Origin of the sequence: Paraburkholderia sp., from assembly GCF_049581445.1 — a bacterium.
GTDB lineage: Bacteria > Pseudomonadota > Gammaproteobacteria > Burkholderiales > Burkholderiaceae > Paraburkholderia.
The window spans coordinates 1-26,369 of sequence record NZ_JBAURZ010000350.1 but is presented as its reverse complement, the minus strand read 5'-3'; the positions used below and the strand labels follow the sequence as shown (position 1 = coordinate 26,369).

The following is a 26,369-nucleotide window of genomic DNA, read 5'->3' as shown; positions in this document are numbered from 1 at the left end:
GCGCAAGGGCCTGGGTGAGGTCGGTGGGGTTGGCTTTGCCATCGCCCGGCAGCCAGACGGCGCCGAGCAGGTCGTCGATGCGCATTACCGGCCATAGGTCGCCGGCTTCCTGCGGGCTAATCACGTCGCACGTCACGCCGTAGGCGCGGGCGACTGCTGCGGTGCGTTTGAGCTGGGTCATCCGCTCGGCCGTGCGGGCCACCGAAAGCGAGCCGCATTGCTTCCAGCCGGTGCCGAGGCCGGTCTCCGCTTCCAGTTCGGCGTACAGCGCGGTGGAATAGCGGATCAACCGGGTCATGCTTTCCTGCGCCCGCAACTGGCCGACGAGACCGGCCGCATGCCAGGTGGTCCCGCAGGACAACTGGCCCTGTTCGAGCAGAACGACGTCGGTCCATCCCAGCTTGGTCAGGTGATACGCCACAGAGCAGCCAATGATGCCGCCGCCGATGATCACGACGCGGGCGTGCTGAGGGAGAGGGGGAGACATGCGCTGGATCCTGAGGATGGGTGTTGATATGCGTGGAAATATGTGGACGTAGATTGCAACAAAACGCCATAAATTGCAACGAAGTCATGGAAAATTCATGCAAAAATAAGCCGTGAGCCATAAACGGTGCATCAGATTCCGCTGTTGATTTAGTTGGAATTGTGTGGAAATTGATTTCTCCGCCCAGCCTCCTTTGTTAGACTGACTGGTATTCGCGATCATTTTCTTTCCTCACGACGCATGTTCTCGACGCAACGCCAATCCGAAATTCTGCGCCTCGTCAGGGCCCGGCAAACCTGCACGGTCACAGAATTGGCCGAGGTGTTCGCGGTGTCTGACGAAACCGTTCGCCGGGATCTCAAGCCGTTGATTGCCGACGGCGTCCTCATCAAGGTGCACGGCGGCGTGATGCTGCCGGAACGCCTTGATGAGCCGCCGTTTCAGCGACGTCTGGAGGAGAACCTCTCTGCCAAGCGGTCCATGGCCGCACGCGTGGGTGATCTGGTGCACGACGGCGACTCGCTGATTCTCGATGGCGGGACGACCTGCGTGCATATCGCCCGGGCGCTTTGTGCCCGTTCGCGTCTGACCGTCGTCACCAATTCGGCTGAAATTGCCCGCACGCTGGCGCCGCGTAACGGCAACCGCGTGTTTATCGCGGGCGGCGAGATGCGCGCCGACGATGCGGCCGCGTTCGGCGAGAGCACGCTCGCCTTCCTTCGCCAGTTCCATGTCCGCTACGCGATCGTCTCGGTGACTGCGATCGACGCCCAAGGGCGCTTCATGGATGCGCAACCGGACGATGTGTCGTACTCGCTCGCGGCCTTCGCGCAGGCTGAGCGGCGCATCGTCGCCGCGGATCACAGCAAGTTCGGGCATAGCGCGCTGGTGCATGCGTTCGGCCCGGACGGGCTCGATCTGTTGATCACGGACGAAGCGCCGTCGCCGGCGCTCGCGCAGGTGTTCGCCGCCGCGGAACTCGAGGTGAGTTTCGGCTAGCCTGCGCAACGGTCGGCACGAAAGGAGGGATATCCATCAAATCTCAAATTTCGACAGCGCGTAAAATGGAACGCTATCAACGGCGACCGGAACCGGGCCAGACCCGGCGGGCATCGTAAGCCCTGAGTTGCGGACCGGATCTGGGCCAGCCGTACGCCGCTGGCCACGCGCCGCTAGCCGCTAGCCGCTAGCCGCGCGCCTGAATAAGCAAGGATGGGTCACCCGGATGTCGTCAGTTTTTTATGATCTTGCAGACGTTACGAAATGGTTAGGAGCGAGAACGGTCGCCAAGGCGCGTGATTACGCCCATGCAGTATCGAATTTGCATTGGGAGAACAACACCCTGAGCGGCGAGGTGCAGGGCACGCAGCGTTACCCGTACGTCGTGGATGTGCATTTTCATGACGTCGGCGACGAACTCTGGGTGGAAGGCGATTGCTCATGCCCGGTCGGTTTCCAGTGCAAACACATCGCGGCGGTGCTGTTTGCGGGCCTCGAGGAAAAATCGTCAGAGGCCCATCCGGGTGTTCGCCCTGAACTGGTGCAATGGCTCGAAACCTTCCGTGCTCGCGCCGAAAACGAGGCAGGCGATGCCCGGCAGCCGGTCGCGACGGTTACTGCGCTGGCTTACCGGCTGGACTGGTCGAGGCAACAACAGCGCCACGAAATCCAGTTGTTCAAAACGCGGCGCAGCCAGGATGGCGAAATCCATACGCTCGATGAGCCCTGGAGCAACGTGGAAGCGGCACTGATCAAGCCGCCCAAGTTCATCACGGACGACGACCTCGTGATCCTGCGCAGTTTGTGGCTCGGCCACTCGCGTCAGAACCACGGCCACTTCATCCTGCGCGGCGCGAATGGCGGCGAGGTGCTGCATAAAATGATCGCGACCGGGCGTCTGTTTCCCGCTCCGGCGGCCGATGCGATGGGGCCGCGCGGATTACGCGCGCTGTCCATGGGCGAGACGCGCACCGGGCACATCGAATGGGAGGCTCAGGCGGACGACCGTCTGCGGCCGGTACTGCGCACCGATCCGCCAGCGGCGATGGTGCTGGCTACGGAACCGGTCTGGTACGTCGATGCAGTTGCGGGCGAAGCGGGCATCGTCGAGTTGTCGCTGCCGTTCCAGCAGTTGCCCGATTACCTGTCGATGCCGCCCATTTCGCTCGCCGAGGCGCCGCTCGTGGCAGCCGTGCTGCGCGAGGTCGCACCCGATCTGCCGCTGCCGCCCGCGCTTGATAATGCAAAGGTGCGGGTGATCGACACAGACCCCGTGCCCGTCCTCTCACTCAATACGCAGCCCATGCCGGCGTCCCGTTTCGGCAAAAACAACCAGCGCGCCCCCGTACTGGATTACGCCACGGTCAGCTTCGACTACGAGGGCGTCAGTATCAAATCCGAGAGCAGCGCCACGCTGGTGCCTGTGCCGGGTGGCAGCGTGATCCATATCCGGCGGCGCTACGACGAGGAAAAGCAGCGTTTGCTCGAACTGCGCAAGACCGGTTTGCAGGTGGTGCCCGCAAGCGGCGGCTATGCGCGGCAAGCGCTGCCGGAAACGATGCTCGCACTGTCCGACCCCGACGCGTGGCCCGAGTTCGTGGATGACGCGCTGCCCGAACTCGCCAACAAGGGCTGGCGGGTGACGATGGCGCCTGCGTTTCGCCACAATGTCGTTGAGATTGACGCCATTGAAGGCACTGCGAGGCAATCGGGCGACGGCTGGTTCGACCTCGAAATGGGCATCACGCTTGGCGATCGCACGGTGCGTCTGGAGCCGCTGCTCGCCGGCCTGTTCCGCCGCGATCGGCGCTGGCTGAGCGGCGCGCTCGAAAGTATTGCCGACGACGAAGCCATCGAGCTGACCACCGACCGTGCCGAACGCCTGCGCCTGCGCGCCGGCCGGCTCAAGCCCGTGGTGCGCGTGCTGGTCGACCTGTTCGAAGGTCTCGGCAGCTGGAAGGGCGACGACAACATCAGGATTCCCGAGCTCGATGCGGGGCGCCTTGCGGCGTTGACCGACACGGGCCGCTGGCAGTTTCAGGGCGATGCGTCGATCCGTCAATTGGCCGAGCGTCTGCAGACAGGAGCAGGGGTGCAGGAAGTGCCAGTGCCGCGCGGCCTTCGGGCGGAGCTGAGGCCGTATCAGCATCAGGGCTTGAGCTGGATGCAGTTCCTGCGGGAACACAATCTGGCCGGTGTGCTGGCTGACGACATGGGTCTCGGCAAAACCGTGCAGACGCTGGCGCACGTGCTGGCCGAAAAGGAGTCTGGGCGTCTCGATCGTCCGGCGCTGATCGTCGTGCCGACCACACTCGTGCACAACTGGCGCGAAGAGGCACGCCGTTTCGCGCCGGACCTGAAGGTGCTGGATCTGAACGGACCGCAGCGCAAGGAGCGTTTCGAGCTGATCGACCAGCACGAACTGATTCTGACCACCTATGCATTGCTGTGGCGCGATCACGCCGTGCTGGCTGAGCACGAGTACCACCTGCTGATCCTCGACGAGGCGCAGTACGTGAAGAACGCGACCACCAAATCAGCCACCGCGATTCGCGACCTGCGCGCACGCCATCGGCTGTGCCTGACCGGCACACCATTGGAAAATCACCTCGGTGAACTGTGGGCGCAGTTTGATTTTCTGCTGCCGGGGTTTCTCGGCGCGCAGAAGGATTTCACCCGCCGCTGGCGCAATCCAATTGAGCGCAACGGCGACGATGTCCGGCGCAATCTGCTGGCCCGGCGCATCCGGCCGTTCATGCTAAGGCGCCGTAAGGACGAAGTCGCCAAGGAGCTGCCGCAGAAAACCACCATCGTGCGCACCGTCGACCTGGAAGGCTCGCAGCGCGATCTTTACGAAATCGTGCGCACGTCCATGCAGGCCAAAGTGCGCGCGGCGGTCAGCGCGCAGGGGCTGGCGCGCAGTCACATTATCGTGCTCGACGCGTTGCTGAAGCTGCGCCAGGTCTGCTGCGATCCGCGCCTCGTCAAGCTTGAGAAAGCCGCTCGCGTGAAGGAGTCGGCCAAGCTCGAACTGCTGCTGGCAATGCTGCCGGAGCTGATCGAAGAGGGGCGCCGCGTGCTGCTTTTCTCCCAGTTCACCGGCATGCTAGCCTTGATCGCCGCCGCGCTCGACAAAGCCGGGATTCCCTACGTCACGCTAACCGGCGACACGACCGACCGCGTCACGCCCGTACACCGCTTTCAGGCAGGCGAAGTGCCACTGTTCCTGATCAGCCTCAAGGCAGGCGGCGTTGGGCTGAATCTCACCGCTGCCGACACGGTGATCCACTACGATCCGTGGTGGAATCCCGCGGCTGAGAACCAGGCCACGGACCGCGCGCATCGTCTGGGGCAGGACAAGCCAGTGTTCGTCTACAAGCTGATTGCCGCCGGCAGCATCGAGGAGAAGATCGTCCGGCTGCAGGAGAAAAAGGCGGCGCTGGCAGACAGTATTCTTTCTGAAGACGCAGCGGGAACCGTCAAATTCTCCGACGACGACCTCGATGCTCTGTTTGCGCCCATGCCGGAGATTGCGCGCGCGAGTTGAATCGCGCGCGTCCTTGGTCGCGACCGTACTGAAACCAGTAGGTCGCAGGTTTGCTGGGCGGAGTAAGTCAGGCGCTGCGCGTCGATGGGCAGCGAGGGCGACAGGTTATTGACCGAAGAACACCGGCTTTAAACCGGGCACGCTTGTCGAGCGTCCAGCTTGCGACGAGCCGGTTATGGCAGGCCCGTAGCCGGAGTCCTGGCCAGCCGTGGTGGAAGCCTGAAAATTCGTCGGGAAATCTTCCGTGTTCGCGTTCGCCGGATTGAAGCCGGCTTTTTCGAGCTGGGCGATTTCGTCTTGCACCTGAGCGCGTGTCATAGGCTGGTTCGACTGTGCGAATGTCGCGATCGGGGCAGCGAGGACCGCTGTGGCACATGCCGCGTAGAGCAGTGATTTCATGATGGCTTGCCTCTTCATAGTGGCTTGTGGTTCGCAGGGGTGCAATGGGACCCGTCCAACCTTGTAAGTCTAGTTGTGCGTTCCATCAGACAGTATTACAAATCCCACAATTCACTATTTATCGCGAGCGGGCGCGCACTATGCTTGCTTTTCGAGTCGTCGTGTAAGCGGTTCAGGGTTGATGGCTGTCAGATGAGCGTGTCCGGCAAATTGGTACGGGATCGCCCACGCGCTCTGGTCTTGAGCTGTATATGCATAAACATGCAACAAAGCTCATTCCCATAAAGGGCTTGCTGCCGGCTAGGTTTCCGCCGGGACCTGATCAGGCGCTGTTGGAAATACAACGGTCTGAAGGGCATCCGGATCAGGTTTGATCTGTGGAACGTCGTCGCCGAGTGTATTGGACACCTCGATTTCAACATGCGACCGACGACCCGGTGTCACGCGTATCTGGCCCTTCGTCTCCAGATCGGGATTCATAAAGAGCATTACCACTGCATTCGTCGACATGTTTATCCGGGGGGCGAAAATCTGAACTCACGGCATTTCCATAAGGATACCGAACCGTGAACTGGAACCATATACTTCTACGGATCAAAAATTAATTAGATTGATTTGTACTCCAGATCAAGTTAGGTGAGGAAGCCGGTAATGACCCACTCCTGATTCCACTCAAGCCACTTGATATAGCAGGTTTGCGCGGGGAATGCAGCAGCGAGCCGATGCCACTTTTCTCGATTGGCGAGAATCCAAAAAATTGCGTTAAGAACGGTTCGTGGCGCCTACGCGACCGGTTTCAACAGACTCGCACATGCACATATGACAAACCTGCTGCCACGCTTCATCGGACAAAGGACTTGCAAGATCGGATCGAACGACTAGAGCAGCATCTCTAAATATCCTAACCTGGACCGGGTTTTCGCGATGCCGCAATTTGGCACAAGAAATCTAGCCCCAATAAAATGTTGCGGATCGGCGACAACTCGGTTGCTTTGTATTTTTCAATGATGCAGAGGCGAGAGCAGTAACGTACGGTTGGCGTCAGGGCGGCGTCAGTCTGAGAGCCTTGTGGTAGCCGCGTCCGCGCCTCTCAAATTTGGTAATATTCATCTGAATTAATGACGCGCCGCAGCCTTTTGGGGAATTCTTCGTCGCTCCCGGCTAAACTTGGGCGTATTGCGAATCCGAAATATGCGAACGGTCGTGCCTGGACGGCTTCCGGGGCACGATATTCCAAACAGAACCAAGCGCCTTCGCGATCGCTCGCGTCGGTCGAATAAGAAAGCATTTTTTGGCGGGGAGCTTGTCCATGGGTGACGAACAGGAGTGCGGGGTACTTTATACCCACTTTGGCATAGGCAGCCCGTTCTGGCGCCTGAGCGTCGACAGCAATGCGCTTCAGCTGGCCGCTGTACGTGGTCTGACCAACCTGAGCGTCGCCCTGAATTCCGATCAGGCCGATCAGATCCGCAGTCTGACGGGGATCACCTCCCACCTCGTCATGGATGTCGCGCTGTTTGGTGAACCGGTTCGTCTGCACCTCGTAGGCAAAAAGATCAGTGCAACTGATTGGGCGGGCACCGCATCCACCGATACCGACTCGGTGGCACGCGATCTGGCCCATGGGCTCTCAAGCGCCGAACAGGTCGTCTCGGAAGTGAACTCGTTGGTGGTGATCCTCGACCGGCACGGAGTCGTCCAGCGCTTTAACCGCATGTGCGAGGAAGTCACTGGCATGCGAGAAGAAGACGTGGTCGGAAAAAGCGCCTATGCGCTGTTCATGAGTAATGAACAGGGTCAACAATCGAGCCGGAATATATCCACCTTTTTCTCAACCAGCCAGCCCTACTCGGTTGAGCGCTATATCAATACGGTTAATGGCCCGCGTCTATTCCTGTTCCGCAACAAGTTCGTTCGCAGCGGAAGTGGTGTCGACGAACAGTTTGTGATTTGTTCCGGCACGGATATCACCGAAGAACGCAACGCGCAGCAGCGGCTCTCCGAACTTGCCAGTACGGATGTCCTGACCGGCCTGCCGAACCGCCATGCGATCAACGAGCGGATAAAGTCGGTGCTGGCTGCGACCGCTAGTGAGACTGAATCGCGCATCGGCATCCTGTTCCTCGATCTCGACAACTTCAAGAAGGTCAACGACCACTATGGGCACATCCTGGGTGATCGTCTGCTCAAGGAGGTGTCGACCGTCATCAAAAGTTGCCTGCCGCCCGATGCCACGATGGCTCGCCTCGGAGGCGACGAGTTTCTGGTGCTGTTCGAGAATGCCACGAGCGAAATGCTTGAGGCCACCGCCCAACGTGTCGTCGAGCGCTTGCGCACGCCTTTCCACCTGGACCTGATGGAGGTCTATACCAATTGCTCGATCGGCATTGCGTTGTATCCGCAGCACGGCGAAACGCTGGAAGGCCTGGTTCGAAGTGCGGACACCGCAATGTACGTCGCCAAGGATGCCGGCAAGCACACGTATCGGATTTTTACGGAGGAAATGGACCGCAAGGTTGCCGAGTATATGTGGCTCGACACCAATCTGCGCAAGGCGCTCAACGAGGGGCAGTTCGTTCTCCATTACCAGCCATTGGTCAGCATGGGCACGGGCGATTTACGCGGCGTAGAAGCGTTGATCCGCTGGAATTCCCCAGAGCGCGGTCTGATATCCCCGCTCGAATTCATCCATTATGCGGAAGAGACAGGGATGATCGGGCCGTTGGGACGCTGGGTGATGGAGGAGGCGGCCGCTCAGGCAGCGCGCTGGAAGGCGAAGGGGCTTAATATCAGAATCTCCGTCAACGTCTCAGCACGGCAGCTACGCGATACCGAGATCGTCAAGCACTTCCAGAAGATCCTCGAGGCTCACGACCTGCAACCGAGCTTGCTCGATATCGAACTGACGGAAAGCTGCTTTATCGAGGACGAAGAGAGCGCCCTCAAACTGATGAAGCAATTCCGCGAGCTTGGTACGCGTATTCATCTGGACGACTTTGGCACAGGCTACTCGTCTCTGGCACAACTGGTCCGTATCCCGCTCGACGTCATCAAGCTCGACCGTGCCTTTATCCGTGACATTGACACGAACCCCAAGTCTCAGGCTTTGGTGCGCTCAATCGTGTCCATCGCTCAGGCGCTGCATTTTTCAGTGCTGGCTGAGGGCGTTGAAGAGGAGGCCCAGGCTAAGGTTCTCAAAGGAATCGGAGTCGATTTTGCGCAAGGATTCCTGTATGCGAGGCCGATGCCGGCTGCCGCGCTTGAACGGTGGGTGTCAGAGCAAAGGAAGTTCAGGCTCATCGCCTGAGCTTCCTTTGCAGGCAGGTGCGGGTAACGCCTGTTCCCACTGCGTTTCCCGCACGATTGCCGGTCAGGCTACCGAGCTTAGCTTGGATACTCGCCGGTTCTGCAACAGAACGAGGCGCTCCATGTAAGCCAGGTCTTTTTCCTCGATCGTGAATGCCGCTCTTACCCAGTCCTCGGTGATATCCATCAACTCCGAGCGCGAAAGCGGCAGCGCGCGTTGACGTGCCTGCAGCATCGCCCGTATGCCGTTCGCCTTGGGTCTCATCACATCGATAAACGTGCGCGTTGCGAGGAAGGCCTCGCCCGCCTCGAACGTTTGATCAACGAGTCCACGCTCCGCATGCCAGGTGCCACTATGTGACTCGCCAGTGGTGATCAGTTCTTCGGCCAATCGCATGTGCGCTTTACGCGCTACCAGTGAATAACCGCCCATTCCGGGAAACAGATTGAACGCGATCTCTGGAAATCCGAGTTTGGCGTCTTTTTGGGCGAGCACATAATGGTGCGCTAGCGCAGCTTCAAAGCCACCGCCTAACGCACTGCCTTCGACCATTGCAATTGAAATCGCACCGGTTCCAAACCCGGTGTAGATCTCATATACGCCGTCGATGCAGGAGCGCGCATATGCCATGAGCGAATCACGTTGCCCGGAACGAATGGCCTCTACAAAGAAACTGAGGTCCCCGCCGACATTGAAGAGTTCTGGGACGAACGAGCCCGTTACCCAAAAATCGAACGGCAACCCGGACTCTCGTGCCGCTCGCGCCAGATGAATGATGTCCGAGACCAGGCGCTGATTGAAGCAGGGCCTTGGGCGAGACTGAAGCATCATCCACATGATGTTCCGCCCTTCTTCATAGTAGGCGGATAGTTGAGAAAGTTCGCCGGCCTCGAAAAATGGTCGGCACGCAGGGTGATTTCTGGGGTCCATAAATAGGGTCCTGTGGTTTACGAAACGATTTTCTTAGGTGAAGCCGTAACAGGCTAAAGCAGAGTGCGGCGCTTCGGCGCGTTGTCTGCTACTCGTTAGTCGGCATCACCATTTTTTCGTACACGTGACCAGAGGCTCGTCCCTTTATGCCCGTTCTGCATCCTCGATTTCGAATCGGCGACCTGATCTAAATTGCCATTTTTAGAAACTTTCCTCGGTAGTGCTTGAGGTGTAGATAATTTATTTGTGCAGTCGGTTCGTGCGCTTCATTCGCATGGCTTCGCGAGCGCCTGGCGGGAAAGAGTTATCTCAAGCTATGAACTCTGGCGCGTAGGGTAGACCCTCGCCGGCTACTTCGCATGCATGCGCGGAACTTAGATCGATGTCGAAATAGCTCTTGACCGAAGAAACCTCCTTAGATACCTTTCTAATTAGATAAGCATCTAAGGATCAGCCATGGATAGCAAAGAGATTGCCGAGATGGTTCGAGTGTTAAAGGCATTGGCCGATGCCACGCGCCTTAAGATTCTTGGATTGCTGACAGAGTGCGAGTTGAGCGTAGGCGCGATTGCGCAAGCTCTGAAACTGACCGAACCGACCATTTCTCATCATCTTGCTCGGCTTGCTGAGGTCGACCTGGTGACGATGACCAAACTGGGTAACACGCGGGCCTACGCGCTCAATGCTCCGAATCTCCATAAATTCCAAAAGCATTTCGACCTGACGCCACCCGAGGAACAAACGGCTGTCGATGTTCTGGCGGAAGTCGATGCCGAAACACAGCGGATCCTCAAGTCGTTCATCGTTGGGGGTCGTTTAATCAAGATTCCGGAGATGCGGAAGAAGCGCCGTGTGATCCTGCGTTGGCTCGTCGAGCAACTGGATCCGGCTCGCGAATACACCGAGAAAGAGATCAACGTGTTTCTGAAAAAATTTCACGAGGACTTCGCCACTCTGCGCAGAGAACTGGTCGACAATCTGTTGATGACGCGGCGAGACTCGATCTATCGTCGACTGTAAGGTGACTTCGGCTGCGCAAAATTTCCTTATGGGTCGACTCTACCCGCCACGGGTTTGGGAGGCTCAGTATTCGAACCACAGTTTCAACGCCTCATTCTTTTCCTTCGTAAAGGGCGGGAAAAGATGATCGATCGCTACGTCGGGCGGTGCAACGAACATTGTCTTTGCGTGGGTGAGCATGTCGAAACCGTATTTGCCGTAGTAGTGTCCCATTCCAGATGGGCCAACCCCACCGAACGGCATCGATTCGACGAACAGATGGATATTCACCTGGTTTACTGCACCGCCTCCGTATGAAAGCTCGCCGATGAATCGATCTATCGTTTTCTGATCGCGGTTGAAAACGAAGGCCGCCGACGCACCTCCGATGACGACCTTGGCAGGATCGATGAGCCCAGCCAGACGCGAAACTTCACGTGCACTGATTACGCATGAATAATCCCGATTGCCTTTTGGATTTGCGCCATAAAACTCCACCAACGCCTCTTTGGCATGCTTAACGAAGACATCTGCGACCGATCGCAAAGTATGTCTTCTGGGCATCAAACACCTGTTGGAAGGGATTCATCGTTGCCTCGCCTCAAACTTGCGGATTTGCATCGTCTCAAGGCATCACGGACTTACCGGGGATCGACGACGTGACACATTTAATCCGGTTCCCGCCTGTCCCCGGTTTTAGCCACCAGCCAAGACGTCTTTCAGATAAACGCCGTGTGAAAGACCCTGCTTCACCTGACGGGTAGGTTCGTCAACCATCACCTCTTCCTCACCGGCTTCGACGGCGTCGAAAGCCTGGCTCACGACATCGGCAGGCGTGGCCTTGGGAACATCGATACCGCGCGTGAGATCGGTATCGATGAATCCAGCGTGAAAGCCAACGACCTGCGTACCCTGGGCGCGCAACTCGTGGCGCAGACCGTTTGTCAGCGCCCAAGCGGCGGCCTTCGAGACGCCATAGCAGGCAATCGCCGGCGTATTCACCCAACTGAGAATCGACAGCAGGTTCAGCATGGCGCCGCCGCCATTGCTACCCAGAATGCCCGCAAACGCCTGACTCACGCCGAGCATTCCGAAGACGTTAGTTTCGATCTGCTCGCGCAGAACGGCACCGGCTTCTGGCTGAGTGACGCTACCCACACGGGCAATGCCGGCATTGTTTATCAGCAACGTTACGTCGGTGCATTGTTTCGCTGCAGCGGCCAGGTCGGCTGCGTGGGTGACGTCAAGCTTCACGGGGATGACACCAGCCAGAGTGACCGTGGATGGATCGCGCGCAGCACCATAGACCTTTTTTGCGCCGCGCGATAAGGCTTCTTTGGCGAACTGCAGACCCAGACCGCGATTGGCACCGGTGACAAAAACGACAGATCCTTCAACTTTCATGACTTTTCCTTTCGGGCTGTCTCGCGGCGCCTGGATTGAAATGTCGCGAGGGTGACTGCCATCGATCGCTCGGGCTGTTGGGACTACGGAGAATCATTCTATGACCGCGTTCACGGACACAAATGACTGTTTTTAGATGTTTTGTGCCAAAATCAAAACATGCTCTTTGTCTTTGGATATGACTTATGTCGACCAAAAAGAATTCTGCCCAAGTCCACGGGCAAGGGGCGGTGCGGCGGGTCGTCCTGCTTGGTTTGCCACCCGTCGATGCTCTTGATGTGATCGGACCTGCCGAAGTATTTGCGTTTGCCAATTACCTGTCGCAGGAAGCCGTTCCTCCATATCGACTGGAGCTGATTAGTGCTGGTCCGGAGCCCTATATGCAGAGCGGCACGGGCATCGGCTTGCAAGGGCATGGAACGCTTGCCGGGGAGCGGAATTCGGCCGACCCTATCGACACCTTGATCGTTACCTCGGGTATTGGACATCTCGATCGAAATTCAGCCGAGGCGACGGAATGGATCAGGCTGCAGGCAGGCAGAGTACGTCGGCTGTGCTCCATTTGCGTCGGTGCATTCGCGTTGGCGGAGTCTGGAATCCTTGATGGGAAGCGCGCGACAACCCATTGGCAGATGACTTCGGAATTGGCACGGCGCTATCCGCAAGTTCTGGTGGATCCCAGACCCATCTGGATTCGTGACGGGAACGTGTACACCTCGGCTGGGATCTCGACAGGAATCGACCTCGCTCTTGCATTGGTGGCTGAAGATCTTGGCGCAGCCTACGCCCTGGAGATTGCGAAGAACCTTGTGCTGTTTCTTCGGCGGCCGAGCGGACAAGCTCAGTTCAGCGCGTCTCTGTCCGGCCAGGCGCCGTCTTCCAGCAAGCTCCACGAATTGCAACTGTGGATCACGGAACATCTTGACCATGATATTACGGTTGACGTTCTCGCTGACCAGATGTCGATGAGCAAACGGACATTGATTCGTTTGTTCCAGCGGGAACTCCAGACAACGCCGGCCAGGTATGTTGAGGGCGTTCGGCTCGAGGCGGCGAGCCGTGAACTGGAGATGAGCGATCGCAGCATTGAAGACGTCGCTGCGCGCTGTGGATATCGCAGTGTAGACGTGCTGCGAAGGGCATTTATCCGGAACTTTGGGCTTAGCCCTCGAGAGTACGCGAAGCGCTTCGAGACTTCGATAGGTCTATCGTGAACAGGATGCCAGGCGGATCCTGCGGTCCATCGCTAACTGAGGCAGCAATATGATTGGTTCAACGGAACCGCCTTCAACATAGTGCGAGCGGATGCCGTCGCCCTCGGCGTGAGCGTTCTTGAAACCGGGCAGTGTTGCGACGAGTTCGCTATCGCTGACCGGGCCCGGTGATGAAGTGGACATTTGATTTCCCTAGAACATCGTGTTGGCGTTGTTAGAGGAAGCGGGGACCGGTTGCAGCACATCCCAGTGCTCAACGAGCTTACCGTCGGCGTCGAAGCGAAAGATGTCGACCCCCGCGGTTTCCTTGCCACCCCAGTCCAGGTAGCGCACATGAACAAAAGCCAGATCGCCATCAATGGCGATGCGTTTTACCTCGCAGGGGATGTGCCCCGCCTGCCTGATGTAGCCCATGATGCCGTCAAGCCCATTCGGGAACAGCGGATTGTGCTGGATGTACGGCCCAGACACGAGACTAGGCAGCAGATCGGCTTGACCCTGGTTGAAGACTTTGTCGTAGATGGTCTCGAGCGCGTACTGGATGCGATCTCTGGTCATGGCAATCTCCGGGTTGTGCACGTTGCTATTTGAGCAGGCTGTTGAAGGATGGACCATGTGCATAACCCGCTATAACATAGCAATTCGTCTCATTTTCGTAAGATGCAGCCATGCAGGCATTGAACGGTTGGTTGAAGGCAGTTCGGGCTGATGGTCTGGTACTGGCGCGCACTCGCGTGGCGGGCCCGTGGGGGTTTGCGGTCCAATCATGCGACGCGGTAATGTTCCATTTCGTGGCCGAAGGGCGTGCATTCGTGCGTCAACCAGGCATGGAAACCATGGAGTTGCAGGCCGGCTCACTGGTCCTGTTTCCGCGTGGCAGTGCGCATGAAGTGGTGCACTCGGCGCGGGGCAAAGCTGTGTCGCTGGAGACTTTCGTGGCGAAACGCGATGGTGTGGTCGATCGCGATCCTAAGGCTGTCACGCTGATTTGCGGTCAGTTCGATATGGACCGACACCTGGCGTTTCCTGCCCTGCGGGCGCTGCCACAGGCCGTGTCACTCCAGGCAGGCATGGCGCCCGGATGCTCGCCGCTGAGCGATACCCTGCGGATGCTCCGTAACGAGGTGGAAACCCCCGACTTTGGCAATCAGATTGTGGTGCGCAACCTGCTTTCGTCCTTGTTTGTGTACTTCATCCGTGATTGGGCAGGCGCGGTGTCTCCCACCGCAAACGACTGGTTTTCGGCTGCGCGCTCGCCACACATGGCGCGGGTACTTGCGCGTATACACGAAGCGCCAGAACGCGCGTGGACCCTTGAGGAACTCGCCGGGGAAGCGGGTCTGTCGCGCGCGGCTTTCGCTCGCAACTTCAGCGATTCGGTCGGTGAGCCACCGCATAGTTATTTGACCCGCTGGAGAATGGGGATTGCTGCGCAACTGCTTGAGGCAACAGACCTCCGCCTCAGCGAAATCGCGTCGCGCGTTGGCTACCGTTCCGAGTTTTCGTTTAGCCGTGCGTTCAAACTGGCTCGTGGCGCTTCGCCAATTTATTATCGCCGTTCACGGGTAAGTCGATCGGAAACAGGCCCAGCCGTGTCGCAGTCATGAAGGGCGCGTTGGGAGATGGGACTTGGTCCACTTTCGCGGGTTTCGCTCGGCGAGGCGGGATGCTGAGCAATTGCAGCGATGAGGGCGCTGGCCGCTTCATTGCGGCTCCGCTTGCTGGCATTGTGCCTGATACCAGAGATCAACCTGACGTTGCGCCGCCTGCAGATCCTCTGGGTAGTATGGGTCGTACCGTCGTGACGGGTCGTAGCCGGCTTTCCTCAGAGCCGCCAGTTCGCTCCGGTTTCGCTCGGGGGTAGGAGAGCCGTTGTTCCTTAGCGCGGCCAGATCGCGGCATTGCGCGGCGCTCAATGGCGCCGGACTTTGCGATATGCCGCCCGCAGCGCAGCCGGCGAGCGAGAGCACTAACGCTGGAAGCGCAGGCCAGATCCTTGGCGAGTTCTTCATAGCTCATTTCCTTTCAAAAAACCGATGCAGTTCGATTGAGATTGAGTATTGTCCTTCGAATCAAGCCGACCGTCTTACTGAGGCTTATTCATCTATCGCCACGCCCCAGTTTGATGTGCTTGTATGAGTGCACGGCTATTCCCAGACCTCCGCCCGCGCACTCCATGTTCAACTTATGGCCCCGCTGATGGCGGTGTAGGTAGACTGAACTACACGAAGAATTGCGAGGAAATTAGCGCTCCGAAACATGGCTCATTTTCCGATGTCACGGGGCGAGAGCACGGCTTTGCAAGGTGTTGCTGGACTCTTGAGGAAGTCGATCTTGTTGAAAGCCGAGCGACTGCTTCGGAGAAGGACGGGACCGTCCCCTGCGGGTCGCGTTATGCCAGTCGCATGAGCCATGCGTACGGCCCAGAATGTGCTGTTCGACATCATTACCGGAATCATTGACGATCGACAGCCTTGAATGAGCTTCGCTCGGCAAGTCGCATCGTTCTTACTCGCAGTCGGAGATCGGCAGTGTCTTTGCATATAGGCGGCTTTGCATTTGACTTAAATCTGGTTTCACAACTATCTTTGCGGACACGATCAGCGTTTACGCCGGGGTCTTCCAGTTAGGACTGTGGAAAGGTGAGGCGAGATTCGATCTGCATATCTGTGGCAGTACCCGGTCCGTTGTGAATAAAGAAAATGGGAGACCAATTTGAGATCTGTACTTCGTTTCGTCATATGTCCGCTTGTCACAACTCTAGCAGCGTGTGCTTCCTCTACGCCCGATGCGAATCGGCATGCACTTGACTGCGCGCTAGGAGTGCCATGGTCGGATTGCCAACCGGGAACGCCCGGATATGCAAATAACGGCGGCAGCCCGATTCGGACCAACGTCATTGCAGCTGAAAGAAAAGAAATACACGACAAATTCGACGCCTTGGCTACACAGTGCAGGGTTGACATGCAAACAGCCGAGCTAGACCGAATCAGAGATAAAGTGGAACTGCTGCGATCGCTGAAAGACGCTGCGCCTGACGCGCGTTTTGCGGATAACAACAGCTTTCCAACTGATGAAGAACGCGAGGCGATCGGAAAATGGAGTGCCCTACGCCAAACATGTATCGCGCGGGAGGAGAAAATTTCGTCTGTACCTGTCTCCGCTACGCCAGCAGAGCGCGCCTATGACGATGAAATTCGCAAAATGCACGAGGATTTAAACGGCAAGATTGGAAACCTCATGGCTTCCCTATCCCAGGGAAAACTGACATATGGAGATTTTGCGGAACAGCGCTATCAAACCAGTCAACGGGAGACAGTCGGGGAGGCGCAACTCCGGGCAGCCACGATCCAGGCTGGGCAGATGGAAAAAGTAACGAGGGGCGACTAGCATCGGCCACGCTTGTGATTTGCCCAGCACTGGAGAGGGAGTGGCGTCGCGGATAAGGCGAACGTCCGCAGTGCAAAAAGTGCCTTGAACAACAAAACGAGCCGAATGGCCGGTGCGGGTCGCGTGCGGCCGACCACTAGTAACATTGCTGACCTACGGGAGTTCAAATTTTGGGTTGGACGGAGAGAAACGGCGGTTGAATGGCGAGACGGCTCAACTCCTGAGAAAGTGCTGGCGACCGGCGCATCTGTTATCAGACCGTCGCTAGCGACGTCCGCTGCGGCCCCACACGTAGCGCACCCACCGCTGCCACCGGCTTTGCGAAGAAGCTTGTGACTTGTGCGCAGCCTGTACTGCGCGGTCGCGCTCGACACTCTTCTGCACCTGTTCGTGGATCTGCCGCAACGTCATGCCGCCGGGGCCCGTCAGTTTGTCGGGATCAGATTCAGGATCGAGATTGGGATCGTCTGTCATGGTGGGCGTCGCTTATTCCTGACCAGCCGACTTGATCTTGATACAGATGCGCAGTCGCAGCAAGGGTGTGGAAGCCGGTCGGCGGATCATCGAGAGCCACGCTGAATGCCGCATCGGCAAATCGTCGGACTTCCGGGCCGGCCATGAAGGGACAGTCAATGGGTTTTTGCGAATGGCCGATGATTGTTAAGTTAGCGGCCGTTCGATAATTCGGCGACGGAGCGGTCGACCGGCACGGATGTTCCGATAATTTGCGCAAACTGCCGAAGAACGACAATGCTGGCTCTACCCTGCGGAGCATCGACGTGATCGGGTTGTGGGTCCCGTCTTTGAGGCGACGTCACGGGCGTGCTGCTTTGACTGGAGAAGCGCTTCTGATCGGCACGATAATCTTGCGTCCGGCCGGCTTCGGAGCAAAGCGGCCAGGGCTGTGTCATTTGCCTGCCGGCGCGATGTCAGCCGACTTGACCTTGTTACGCGGCGCTACTCGCCATACAGCGTTACCGACGTCGTCAGCCACTAGCAAGGCCCCATGCGCGTCCAGTGCGACGCCAACGGGTCGACCCACGGCGTAGCCGTCTGCCGTCAGAAAGCCGGTCAAGAAATCCTCAGGTGCGCCGGCAGGTTTTCCATCGACAAATGGCACGAACACCACCTTGTAGCCGGTACGCGGCTTACGGTTCCATGATCCATGCTGGCCGACAAATGCGCCTCCACGATAATGAGGCGGGAACAGCGTCCGGTCGTAAAAGACAAGACCTAGTGAAGCCGTATGATTGCCGAGCGCATAGTCAGGCGCGATGGCCTTTGCAACCAGATCGGGGCGTTGAGGTTTGACGCGGGTGTCGATGTGCTGGCCGTAATAGCTGTACGGAAAACCATAGAACGCCCCGTCTTTTACTGCTGTCATGTAGTCTGGCACGAGGTTGTTGCCGAGATCGTCCCGCTCGTTGACTGCTGTCCACAATGCTCCGCTGTCCGGTTGCCAGGACAGTCCATTGGGGTTACGCAACCCTGTTGCGTAGGGGCGCAAGCGCCCATTGTCCACGTCGAACTCGAGGATTCGCGCCCGGTCTTCTTCGGCGTCGACACCATTTTCCCCCGCGTTGCTGTTCGATCCCACAGTGATGTACAGATGCTTGCCGGAGCGATCGGCCAGGATATTCTTGGTCCAGTGATGGTTGATCGGGCCGGCCGGTAAGTCGACAACCTTGACGCCGGGGCTTGTGATCTCGGTGGCGCCCGTTACATAGTCGAAACGCCACAGAGCGTCCGTATCGGCAACATAGAGTTGATTGCCAATGAGGGCCATCCCGAACGGAGAGTGCAGGCGGGGCAGAAACACGGTCTGCGTTCTCGCGACGCCGCTGCCGTCCACGTCGCGCAACAGCACAATGCGATCGGGGCTCGGCACACCGGCGCCTGCGCGCTTCATGACCTGCTTTCTGACCCAGCCGAATAGGCCACTGCCTTCATCGTGTTCTTTTGGAGCGTCGCTTTCCGCTACCAGTACGTCACCATTGGGTAGCGTGTAAAGCCAGCGCGGGTGCGCGAGGCCACCGGCGAGTTCGGTGACGAGAAAGCCGGCGGGAGCGGTAGGTATGAAACCGTCGGGGCGCGCGTGAACGGGCGCGATGTTGACCATCGGAATCAACGACGATTCCGGAGCCGGCATGGCGGGCGACGCGCCGAAGCCCGTATCGCTTGAACTTGATGGTCCGATCGCGCAGGAGGCCAGCGGCAAAACCATTGAAACAGCCAGACGATCTAGCAGGCGCATGTGGGTTCCCAAGGATGAGCGTTGATTGATGATGCATGGAAGCAATAGCAAGAAGCCGGCCTGTGACGTTGCCTGCCAAGGCGCAAACTGTTCCCGTGATTCAAGCGCAAAACCTCGGCCTCTCGGCTTCCCGGCCTTGCTGGCGCCAGGTTGGCGGCTGTGCGGAAACAGCAGCGAAGTCGAGCATTCGGATCGCCCCCGCCACGCGTCAGGTTTCCTTAAGGTAAGGTCGCTAGGATGGTTTGGATCTGTGCAGTGCTTTTTTCGAGCTATAAGTTTAAGTTTAAAATTCGCGGGCTCCGCGCCTCATCAATTCATCAAGTCGTGGCAACTTGAGGAGCAGGAATGGCTAAGGGCTTCGAAATGAAGGGTCCGGCATATGACACAGTCGCGCGCACGCTGCATTGGCTAACTGTCCTGTTGGTCTCTATGCAATTTGTGATCGGTTGGACGATGCCGGATATCCACAAAGACACGCAGCCCGTTAATCTGATCGCCTGGCATCTTGGCGTGGGCGCGACGCTCGTCGCCGTGATGGCAATCCGGGTCATCTGGCGATTGACGCATTGGCCCGCGCCGGACGAGCTGCCGCCGCTACTCAGCGTCGTCTCGCGCATAACACATGTTCTCCTCTACGCCGCCCTGGTGCTGGTGCCGCTGCTCGGCTGGATCAACGCGTCCTCACGCGGCTGGACGGTCCGCTTGCTGGGCGTCGTGCCCTTTCCGGCACTGAGCGAACAGGGCTCGGCTTTCGGCCACGAGATGGGGGACGTGCACGGCATCCTCGCATGGGTGCTCTTCGCATTGATTGGTCTGCATGTCGTCGCAGCGTTGTTCCACCGCTTTGTTCTGAAAGACCATGTGCTGCAGCGGATGCTGCCCCACGCGAGGCCGGCGCGTAATCAGGTTCGAGACCGCTAGGGCCTGCCAATGCCCAAGGCTCACAAAGAACCGCATCGCATCAGGGCGATTGGCTGGCTACGTGCCGCAGTGCTTGGCGCAAACGACGGCATCATTTCGACGGCAAGTCTGATAATTAGCGTCGCGTCCGCGCACGCCGAGCACGGCCATCTGGTGCTGACCGGCCTGGCCGGATTGGTAGCCGGTGCGATGTCGATGGCGACAGGCGAGTACGTATCGGTCTCGTCGCAGGTGGATACAGAGACAGCGGCCCTCGCCGAAGAGCAGGCTGAGCTCGATGCCGATGGCGCGCGCGAGCATCGAGAGTTGGCGGCGATCTACGTGCGGCGCGGCCTCGATGTGGCGCTTGCCAAACAGGTTGCGCAGGGTCTAATGGCTCACGACGCACTCGGCGCGCATGCCCGCGATGAATTGGGTATTTCGGAAACGACCGCGGCAAATCCATTGCAGGCCGCGCTGGCGTCGGCCAGCAGCTTTTCGGTGGGAGCCTCTTTGCCGCTCATAGTCACGGCACTCGCCCCGCCGCAAGGGGTGGCCGCGAGTATCGCGGTGACGGCGCTGGTTTCCCTGGCAATACTCGGTGGACTTGCCGCGCGCGTCGGGGGAGCGAAAGTGCGTCCTGGCGTATTGCGGGTTACCTTCTGGAGCGCGCTGTCGATGGGTGTGGCATCCGCAGTGGGTGGTATATTCGGCGCGACTTGAGCCGTGACATTTTTCCGCGATACAGTCACTCGCTAACCCGCAGAGGTTGTCATCAGCTTGCTCGGCTCAAATCTTTTCGGAATGTCCAGCAGCCAAAGCCGGCGTCATTACCCTGCCCATTGCCGTTTTTATGGTCGTCCTGACCTCGGTCGAACTGGAAGTCGAAGAGATCGCCGATGGCCGACGCATTGACGGGTGCGACGGGTTGCCTGAGGGCTTCAGCGGCACAACTGGAAGTGCAAACGAGCCAATCACGGGGAATCCAACTTCATTTTAAGGTGCGTCACGCAGTCGCTTAGAGTCGATAAATAGGGTCAACAAAAAGAGAAAAGGCACTCTTCTAAATAAAACCTGATCTTCTGCCGATAACACAGGACGAGACGTCCCAAGTTCAGAGGGCCGGACCATTTCTCGTCGGATATCCGCGCGGCGCCCTCAAACAGAAAGTCGGGATCCAGAATATCAACGGGAATGTGAGCCAGATCGATGTCACGCGACACGAAACGAGCGCTGGTTGATGGGGCCACGATCTCAATTGCGTCTCGCTCATCCTAGTTCCGCAATACAGCGATACCCGCATGCCCATAACATTATTTGATGCATGGATGGCCCCGGTTCGCGCCATCTGGCGCAGAGGTCTTTTCGAACCCGCTTCGCTAGCGACCGCCGGCCTGCTGATCGTGTTAATCGGGCTCCCCACGTTCGTTTTCGTCGGAGCAGAAACAAGTTTCGACGCGGGGCAGGCGGCGAGGCACGCGAGCCAGATTAACGGTGCCTATGAGCAGGCCCGCTACAGCGTAGGCGCGGAGGAATCGCTCAATCGCAAATATCGCCTACAGCCGGCGGTGCGGGTACGGCAAGCCCATAAACGCGAGGCAGTGTTGCTGGTTGCGGCGTTGCAGAAAATCCGCATTATGGAGCCGGACAGCGCAGAATCAATCGACTCGCTCCTTGCGATGCATGCCGCTTACCTAGAGGCGATAGACCGCATGTTCATCGCGGTCGACGCAAATAAAGCAGCGAAGGCGAACGCGATCGATGAAGCTGAGGTCGACCCGATCTTTAATGAGCTGCAGCGACGGATCTACGCGGCCGCGGATAAGCACCGCATTCTCGCTGTCGGTCAGCTCGATCGGCTAGAGCGTATCCAGCGTGCCGTCTTCTTCGCGACCCCTGTTGCTTTTGCCACAGGTCTCTTGCTGGTGGTGTTCTTCGTGGTAATTTTGCGGCGCTACCGTAGGCAAACCATCGAGGCGACGGCCGCAGCTAACCGCCAGAATGAACTGCGTTTCCGCTCGCTTGTCCAGCACTTGTCGAACGTCATCCTCGTGTGCGACACAGAGGGTAAAGTGATTTACGAAGCGCCGACCGCAGGTTCGGGCCTCAGCGCGATCGGAGCGACACTGTCGGGGACCATCCTGGTCGATCTAGTTCATCCCGACGACCAAGCCGAGTTGCAGGTGATATGGCGGCGGATCCGCAGTGCAGCGGGAGAGTCGGGCCTGGTCGAGTTGCGCCTTCGCAATGACAATGGTAGGTGGCACCATACCGAATGTGCGTTGACCAACCTGCTTCACGAGACCTCGGTAAGCGGCATCGTTGCGACTATGCGCGATGTGACCGAGCGAAAAAACTTCGAGGCGCAACTCACAACCCAGGCGTTCTACGATTCGCTCACTGGCCTGCCGAATCGTGCCCTCCTGCGTGACCGTATCGACCAGTCGGTTGTACGCGCGGGCCGAGATCGCGGCAAAATCAGCCTGCTTTTCATCGACTTGGACGACTTCAAGCGTATTAACGACAGCCTCGGTCACCGTGAGGGCGACATGCTGCTCATTGCTGCTGCGCGGCGGCTCAAAGAGTGCGTCGGACCATCCGATACGGTCGCGCGCCTAGGTGGTGACGAATTCGTTATTTTGCTCGACCAGTTGAACAACGAGTCGATCAACGAGGCAAAGCTGGTCGCCGAAACCGTTCTGAAGCAGTTTGAGATGCCGTGGACGCTTGACGGCAGGGAATATGTGGTAACAGCCAGCGTCGGAATGGTACTCGCGGACAGCGACATGGATTCTGCGGCAAAAACGATCGACGCGGACGCTCTGCTTCGTGATGCGGATGTCGCCATGTACCGGGCCAAAAGCACCGGCAAGTCGCGCTATGTGGTGTTCGATGCAAGTATGCACGACGCCGCGGTGGACCGCCTAGCCGTGGAGACTGATTTGCGTCAGGCGATTCAGCGCAACGAACTGCGCGTTCACTTCCAGCCCGTTGTTCACTTGCGCACCGGGCAGGTGCGCGAAATGGAAGCCTTGGTACGCTGGCAACATCCGATTCGCGGAATGGTTTCGCCTTCGGACTTCATTCCAGTTGCGGAGGAGACCGGCCTGATCATTCCTATCGGCCGCAGTGTCCTGACGCGTGCGTGCGAGCAGGTGGCGTCGTGGCAGGCGCAATTTCCACTAGAGCGGCCACTGCAGGTCAGCGTTAATCTCTCACCACGTCAGTTCGAAGATCCTGCGCTTGTCGACGACGTGACGTGCGCGTTGCGTCACTCAGGAGCTCGTCCCGGCTCCCTCAAACTGGAAGTTACGGAGGGTGTCGTCATGCGGGATACGGAAGCCAGTATCCAGACGCTGCACAAGCTCAAAGCGCAGGGTATTCAAATCGCCATTGATGATTTCGGAACGGGCTACTCGTCACTCAGTTACCTGAAAAAACTGCCGCTTGACGTCCTGAAGATAGACCGCTCGTTCGTGCAAGGCATCGGTTCAAACCCGGAGGACGATGCGATTGTTCAGGCCATCATCTCCTTGGCGCAATCGCTTGGCCTCGGTGTGACAGCCGAAGGAATTGAAACGGAGGAGCAAGCAAAACTTCTGCGCGCGTGGTCCTGCGAAAGCGGTCAAGGTTTTCTATTTGCGCCTCCGCTTCAGGCGGACAGCGCGACAGAGTTGCTGCATGCATCGGAGGGTGCCGCGACCACATCATTGACGGCGCGACCAAGCGGCAATAGCCGAACGACTGCTATGGAGGATAGCTGCGACACTCAGAATGTCTGTTTGTAGGACCGGTGTGGGTCGAACTGGCCGCTCATTCACATGCCTTTCTGCCCGAACCGACATCGCTCGATGCGAACGTGCAGTTCACGAAGCTCCTGGCGAGTAAGATGCCGTTAGTCGGGTGCGGATGAGGAAGACACATTCAACAAAGGAGATGGCATGGGTGCGGGAGGCAAAGAACAGCAGGGCATGTCGTGTGAACGGCTGGAACGGATTGAGCGTTTCGTCGACGACAACTATATTGCGACCGGCAAGTTGCCCGGTGCCCTTATGCAGGTATGGCGGCGTGGCGGGCTTGCGTTGAACTCGGTGCTTGGTCTCGCCGACCGCGAGCGGCAGGTGCCGCTAGCCGAGGATTCGATCTTCCGTATCTACTCGATGACCAAGCCCATCACGTCTGTGGCGGTCATGATGTTGGTCGAGGAGTGCAAGATCGCTCTAGACGATCCCGTTAGCAAGTACATCCCGGCATGGGAAAAGCTCGGCGTTCACGCGGGAGGCTTCATGGAAAGCTTCCAGACGCGTCCACCGGTCCGCCCGATGCTGGTGGTCGACTTGTTGCGCCATACCTCCGGCCTGACCTACGGCTTTCAACAGAATACCAATGTCGATGCAGCCTATCGCAAGCTGAAGATCGGCGATCTTGCGACTGAGTGCACGTTGCCGGAGATGATCGAGAGATTGGCCACCTTGCCGCTCGAATTTTCGCCGGGTGAAGCGTGGAACTATTCCGTTTCCACCGACGTGCTCGGTTATATCGTGGGCAAGGTCAGCGGAATTCCGTTCGAGGTCTTTCTGAAAGAACGGATCTTCGATCCATTGGGTATGGTTGATACGGCTTTCTACGTGCCGGAAGAGAAGGTCTCCCGTTTCTGCTCGTGCTACGCCATCGGTGCGCTCGGCTCGAAAATCGTATCCGCGCAAGGGCCGACCCTGCAGGATGATTCCCGCATCAGCGCTTATCTCAAGCCTCCCACTTTTATTTCCGGTGGAGGTGGCCTTGTATCCACGGCGAGCGACTACATGCGGTTTGCGCGCATGCTGCTCCAGGGGGGGGGACTGGATGGGGTGCGTCTGCTGGGCCCCAAGACACTGGCACTGATGACCGCCAACCATCTGCCGGGCGGTCTTGACCTGCCTCGCTTGTCGCGCTCGATGTTCAGCGAGGCCACCTACGAAGGTGTCGGTTTTGGACTTGGCTTTGCCACCACCATTACGCCCTCGGCCACGCTGATTCCGGGCAGCGCGGGTGACTTTTTCTGGGGCGGTGCGGCCAGCACGTTCTTCTGGGTCGATCCGCGCGAGGACCTGATCGTGTTGTTCCTCACTCAACTCCTGCCGTCGAGCGCACACCCGGTGCGTCGCCAGTTGCGTACGCTGGTTTACAGCGCGATCACGGATCTCGGTCCCTAAGGTGCGCGGCTTTTTAAAGTTGCACTGGCGTGCCGGGTGTCACTGCTCACTCGTGCACGCAGTTACCGCGAAAAGTGTACATAAACGTATCGCAACACATTGTTTTTAATGAATTTTTGTGGTTTATCCATGTTTCTGTAATCGACCGCGTGTATCCACCAAATCCGGCTTAACAATATTTAAACGATTTAATTTGAGACAGTTCTTATACTGTCCCGTCAGATTGTCAATTCTGCTGACATTCCGGTGAACGTGGGTGGGCCTGGCAACGTATCAGTTGAATTCATAGGCCCCAGGCTGTTTTGATTATGATAAAACGACCGCTAACCGAATGAATGAATGGGCAAATTGCCTTTCATTTTAGAGATACGTCGGATACCTGTTTAAAACAGGGGTTCGTGGTGCGCAGCTAATAATCGATAAATAGCGTGACCTGTTGGGCAATGGGCTGTGCAAGGGTCCGCGAAAACCGGGCGGCGCATGGCACAACAATAATGGCGATATCCCGTAGTCCGGGCTCGCCGGCTCCAGCCGGTCACCGGCCATGAAGATACGAAGAACGGTATTGCGTTGCGGGGTTTTATGAGAATTGCAGTCCTGGATGACGATCCGGCTCAGGCGGATCTGGTATGCGAAACACTGTCGGCAGCGGGTCATATCTGCCATGCCTACGCTGAAGGGCGCACGCTGGTGCGGCAGTTGCGGCGTCAGACGTTCGATCTGCTGGTGCTCGACTGGAACGTGCCCGATATGTCCGGCGAAGAGGTATTGCGCTGGGTACGAGAGAGCCTGTCGGAGCGTTTGCCGGTTCTGTTCATGACGAGCCGTAGCCGCGACACCGACATCACCTCGATTCTCAACACGGGCGCCGATGACTACGTGGTCAAACCGGTCTCCGCTGGCGTCTTGCTGGCGCGGGTGGGATCTTTGCTACGGCGTGCGTATCAGATCAACACTGCCGCGGTAAAGGAAGTCTTCGACGAATACGAGTTCGATCTGGGCGCCCGGCACGTGCTGGTGCGCGGCACGCCCGTCGCTGTTACGCAAAAGGAATTTGATCTTGCGCTAATGCTGTTCCAGCACCTGAGTCGGCCGCTGTCGCGCGCGCATATTCTCGACGTGATCTGGAAGCGGGCCACCGATATCCCGTCGCGCACCATGGATACCCACGTGTCGGTGCTGCGCACCAAACTCGGCCTGCGCCCCGAAAACGGCTATCGCCTGACGCCGATCTACGGCTATGGTTACCGGCTCGAACGCATCGACAAGGGGCCGGCGTGAGCAGCGTCCTCGGCAAGACACCGGCGGCGGACGCGCCGCGTGGCGTCGCGCGCCGGGCGCGGA

Annotated in this window: 22 protein-coding genes; 12 read left to right on the top strand and 10 right to left on the bottom strand. The window is 58.3% G+C overall.

Features of this window, described 5'->3' with window-relative positions; translation table 11 throughout:
• A partial coding sequence (locus WCA85_RS30025; protein WP_424068507.1) for an NAD(P)/FAD-dependent oxidoreductase occupies window positions 1-487 on the bottom strand: 487 nt, incomplete at its 3' end.
• A gap of 240 nt (window positions 488-727) precedes the next feature.
• Here WCA85_RS30025 and WCA85_RS30020 point away from each other — a divergent pair.
• Both WCA85_RS30020 and WCA85_RS30015 read left to right on the top strand, forming a co-directional pair.
• Complete coding sequence (locus tag WCA85_RS30020; protein ID WP_424068506.1) at window positions 728-1,486, top strand: DeoR/GlpR family DNA-binding transcription regulator; 759 nt, start codon at window positions 728-730, stop codon at window positions 1,484-1,486.
• A gap of 226 nt (window positions 1,487-1,712) precedes the next feature.
• The gene (locus WCA85_RS30015) at window positions 1,713-5,033 is read left to right on the top strand and encodes an SNF2-related protein (protein ID WP_424068505.1); all 3,321 of its coding nucleotides are present in this window, start codon (window positions 1,713-1,715) and stop codon (window positions 5,031-5,033) included.
• Between the two features lie 105 nt (window positions 5,034-5,138).
• Here the strand turns inward: WCA85_RS30015 and WCA85_RS30010 are convergent, their stop codons facing one another.
• Both WCA85_RS30010 and WCA85_RS30005 read right to left on the bottom strand, forming a co-directional pair.
• Window positions 5,139-5,450, bottom strand: coding sequence for a DUF4148 domain-containing protein (locus WCA85_RS30010; protein ID WP_424068504.1), 312 nt, complete (start codon window positions 5,448-5,450; stop codon window positions 5,139-5,141).
• A gap of 282 nt (window positions 5,451-5,732) precedes the next feature.
• The gene (locus WCA85_RS30005) at window positions 5,733-5,942 is read right to left on the bottom strand and encodes a hypothetical protein (protein WP_424068503.1); all 210 of its coding nucleotides are present in this window, start codon (window positions 5,940-5,942) and stop codon (window positions 5,733-5,735) included.
• A gap of 799 nt (window positions 5,943-6,741) precedes the next feature.
• On the opposite strand from WCA85_RS30005, the gene pdeR reads away from it, so the two are divergent.
• The gene (gene pdeR, locus WCA85_RS30000) at window positions 6,742-8,739 is read left to right on the top strand and encodes a cyclic di-GMP phosphodiesterase (protein ID WP_424068502.1); all 1,998 of its coding nucleotides are present in this window, start codon (window positions 6,742-6,744) and stop codon (window positions 8,737-8,739) included.
• Window positions 8,740-8,802: 63 nt separating this feature from the next.
• On the opposite strand, the gene WCA85_RS29995 is transcribed toward pdeR, so the two are convergent.
• Window positions 8,803-9,669, bottom strand: coding sequence for a crotonase/enoyl-CoA hydratase family protein (locus WCA85_RS29995; protein ID WP_424068501.1), 867 nt, complete (start codon window positions 9,667-9,669; stop codon window positions 8,803-8,805).
• 456 nt (window positions 9,670-10,125) lie between these two features.
• On the opposite strand from WCA85_RS29995, the gene WCA85_RS29990 reads away from it, so the two are divergent.
• Window positions 10,126-10,689: a metalloregulator ArsR/SmtB family transcription factor gene (locus tag WCA85_RS29990; protein WP_424068500.1), complete on the top strand. Its 564-nt coding sequence runs from the start codon at window positions 10,126-10,128 to the stop codon at window positions 10,687-10,689.
• Between the two features lie 63 nt (window positions 10,690-10,752).
• On the opposite strand, the gene WCA85_RS29985 is transcribed toward WCA85_RS29990, so the two are convergent.
• Together WCA85_RS29985 and WCA85_RS29980 are read right to left on the bottom strand one after the other, a co-directional pair.
• Window positions 10,753-11,214, bottom strand: a complete 462-nt coding sequence (locus WCA85_RS29985) for an aldehyde dehydrogenase family protein (RefSeq protein ID WP_424068499.1) — start codon at window positions 11,212-11,214, stop codon at window positions 10,753-10,755.
• Window positions 11,215-11,364: 150 nt separating this feature from the next.
• The gene (locus WCA85_RS29980; RefSeq protein WP_424068498.1) at window positions 11,365-12,072 is read right to left on the bottom strand and encodes an SDR family oxidoreductase; all 708 of its coding nucleotides are present in this window, start codon (window positions 12,070-12,072) and stop codon (window positions 11,365-11,367) included.
• Between the two features lie 185 nt (window positions 12,073-12,257).
• Between WCA85_RS29980 and WCA85_RS29975 the strand changes: the two genes are divergently transcribed.
• Entirely contained in the window at window positions 12,258-13,286 is a 1,029-nt protein-coding gene (locus WCA85_RS29975; RefSeq protein WP_424068497.1) for a GlxA family transcriptional regulator, read from the top strand.
• A 192-nt stretch (window positions 13,287-13,478) separates the two neighbouring features.
• Here WCA85_RS29975 and WCA85_RS29970 read toward each other — a convergent pair whose 3' ends face one another.
• Window positions 13,479-13,844, bottom strand: coding sequence for a nuclear transport factor 2 family protein (locus WCA85_RS29970; protein WP_424068496.1), 366 nt, complete (start codon window positions 13,842-13,844; stop codon window positions 13,479-13,481).
• A gap of 110 nt (window positions 13,845-13,954) precedes the next feature.
• Between WCA85_RS29970 and WCA85_RS29965 the strand changes: the two genes are divergently transcribed.
• A complete protein-coding gene (locus tag WCA85_RS29965) occupies window positions 13,955-14,893 on the top strand; it encodes an AraC family transcriptional regulator (protein WP_424068495.1) in 939 nt (312 codons plus the stop codon).
• 96 nt (window positions 14,894-14,989) lie between these two features.
• Here the strand turns inward: WCA85_RS29965 and WCA85_RS29960 are convergent, their stop codons facing one another.
• Window positions 14,990-15,298, bottom strand: coding sequence for a hypothetical protein (locus tag WCA85_RS29960; protein WP_424068494.1), 309 nt, complete (start codon window positions 15,296-15,298; stop codon window positions 14,990-14,992).
• Window positions 15,299-16,250: 952 nt separating this feature from the next.
• Between WCA85_RS29960 and WCA85_RS29955 the strand changes: the two genes are divergently transcribed.
• Window positions 16,251-16,676 (top strand): hypothetical protein, encoded by a 426-nt coding sequence (locus WCA85_RS29955; RefSeq protein WP_424068493.1) that lies wholly within the window; start codon window positions 16,251-16,253, stop codon window positions 16,674-16,676.
• Between the two features lie 264 nt (window positions 16,677-16,940).
• Here the strand turns inward: WCA85_RS29955 and WCA85_RS29950 are convergent, their stop codons facing one another.
• Window positions 16,941-17,150, bottom strand: a complete 210-nt coding sequence (locus tag WCA85_RS29950) for a hypothetical protein (RefSeq protein WP_424068492.1) — start codon at window positions 17,148-17,150, stop codon at window positions 16,941-16,943.
• A gap of 433 nt (window positions 17,151-17,583) precedes the next feature.
• Entirely contained in the window at window positions 17,584-18,930 is a 1,347-nt protein-coding gene (locus WCA85_RS29945; RefSeq protein WP_424068491.1) for a PQQ-dependent sugar dehydrogenase, read from the bottom strand.
• Window positions 18,931-19,275: 345 nt separating this feature from the next.
• On the opposite strand from WCA85_RS29945, the gene WCA85_RS29940 reads away from it, so the two are divergent.
• The 5 genes from WCA85_RS29940 to WCA85_RS29920 all read left to right on the top strand — a co-directional run bounded on the left by WCA85_RS29940 (window position 19,276) and on the right by WCA85_RS29920 (window position 26,306).
• Window positions 19,276-19,851 (top strand): cytochrome b, encoded by a 576-nt coding sequence (locus WCA85_RS29940; protein ID WP_424068490.1) that lies wholly within the window; start codon window positions 19,276-19,278, stop codon window positions 19,849-19,851.
• A gap of 9 nt (window positions 19,852-19,860) precedes the next feature.
• The gene (locus tag WCA85_RS29935; RefSeq protein WP_424068489.1) at window positions 19,861-20,553 is read left to right on the top strand and encodes a VIT1/CCC1 transporter family protein; all 693 of its coding nucleotides are present in this window, start codon (window positions 19,861-19,863) and stop codon (window positions 20,551-20,553) included.
• Between the two features lie 578 nt (window positions 20,554-21,131).
• Entirely contained in the window at window positions 21,132-23,618 is a 2,487-nt protein-coding gene (locus WCA85_RS29930) for a putative bifunctional diguanylate cyclase/phosphodiesterase (protein WP_424068488.1), read from the top strand.
• Window positions 23,619-23,771: 153 nt separating this feature from the next.
• Entirely contained in the window at window positions 23,772-25,025 is a 1,254-nt protein-coding gene (locus WCA85_RS29925) for a serine hydrolase domain-containing protein (protein WP_424068487.1), read from the top strand.
• Window positions 25,026-25,607: 582 nt separating this feature from the next.
• Window positions 25,608-26,306 carry a response regulator transcription factor gene (locus tag WCA85_RS29920; protein WP_424068486.1) on the top strand — a complete coding sequence of 233 codons (699 nt, stop codon included), beginning with the start codon at window positions 25,608-25,610 and terminating at the stop codon, window positions 26,304-26,306.
• The last annotated feature ends 63 nt before the right edge of the window (window positions 26,307-26,369 follow it).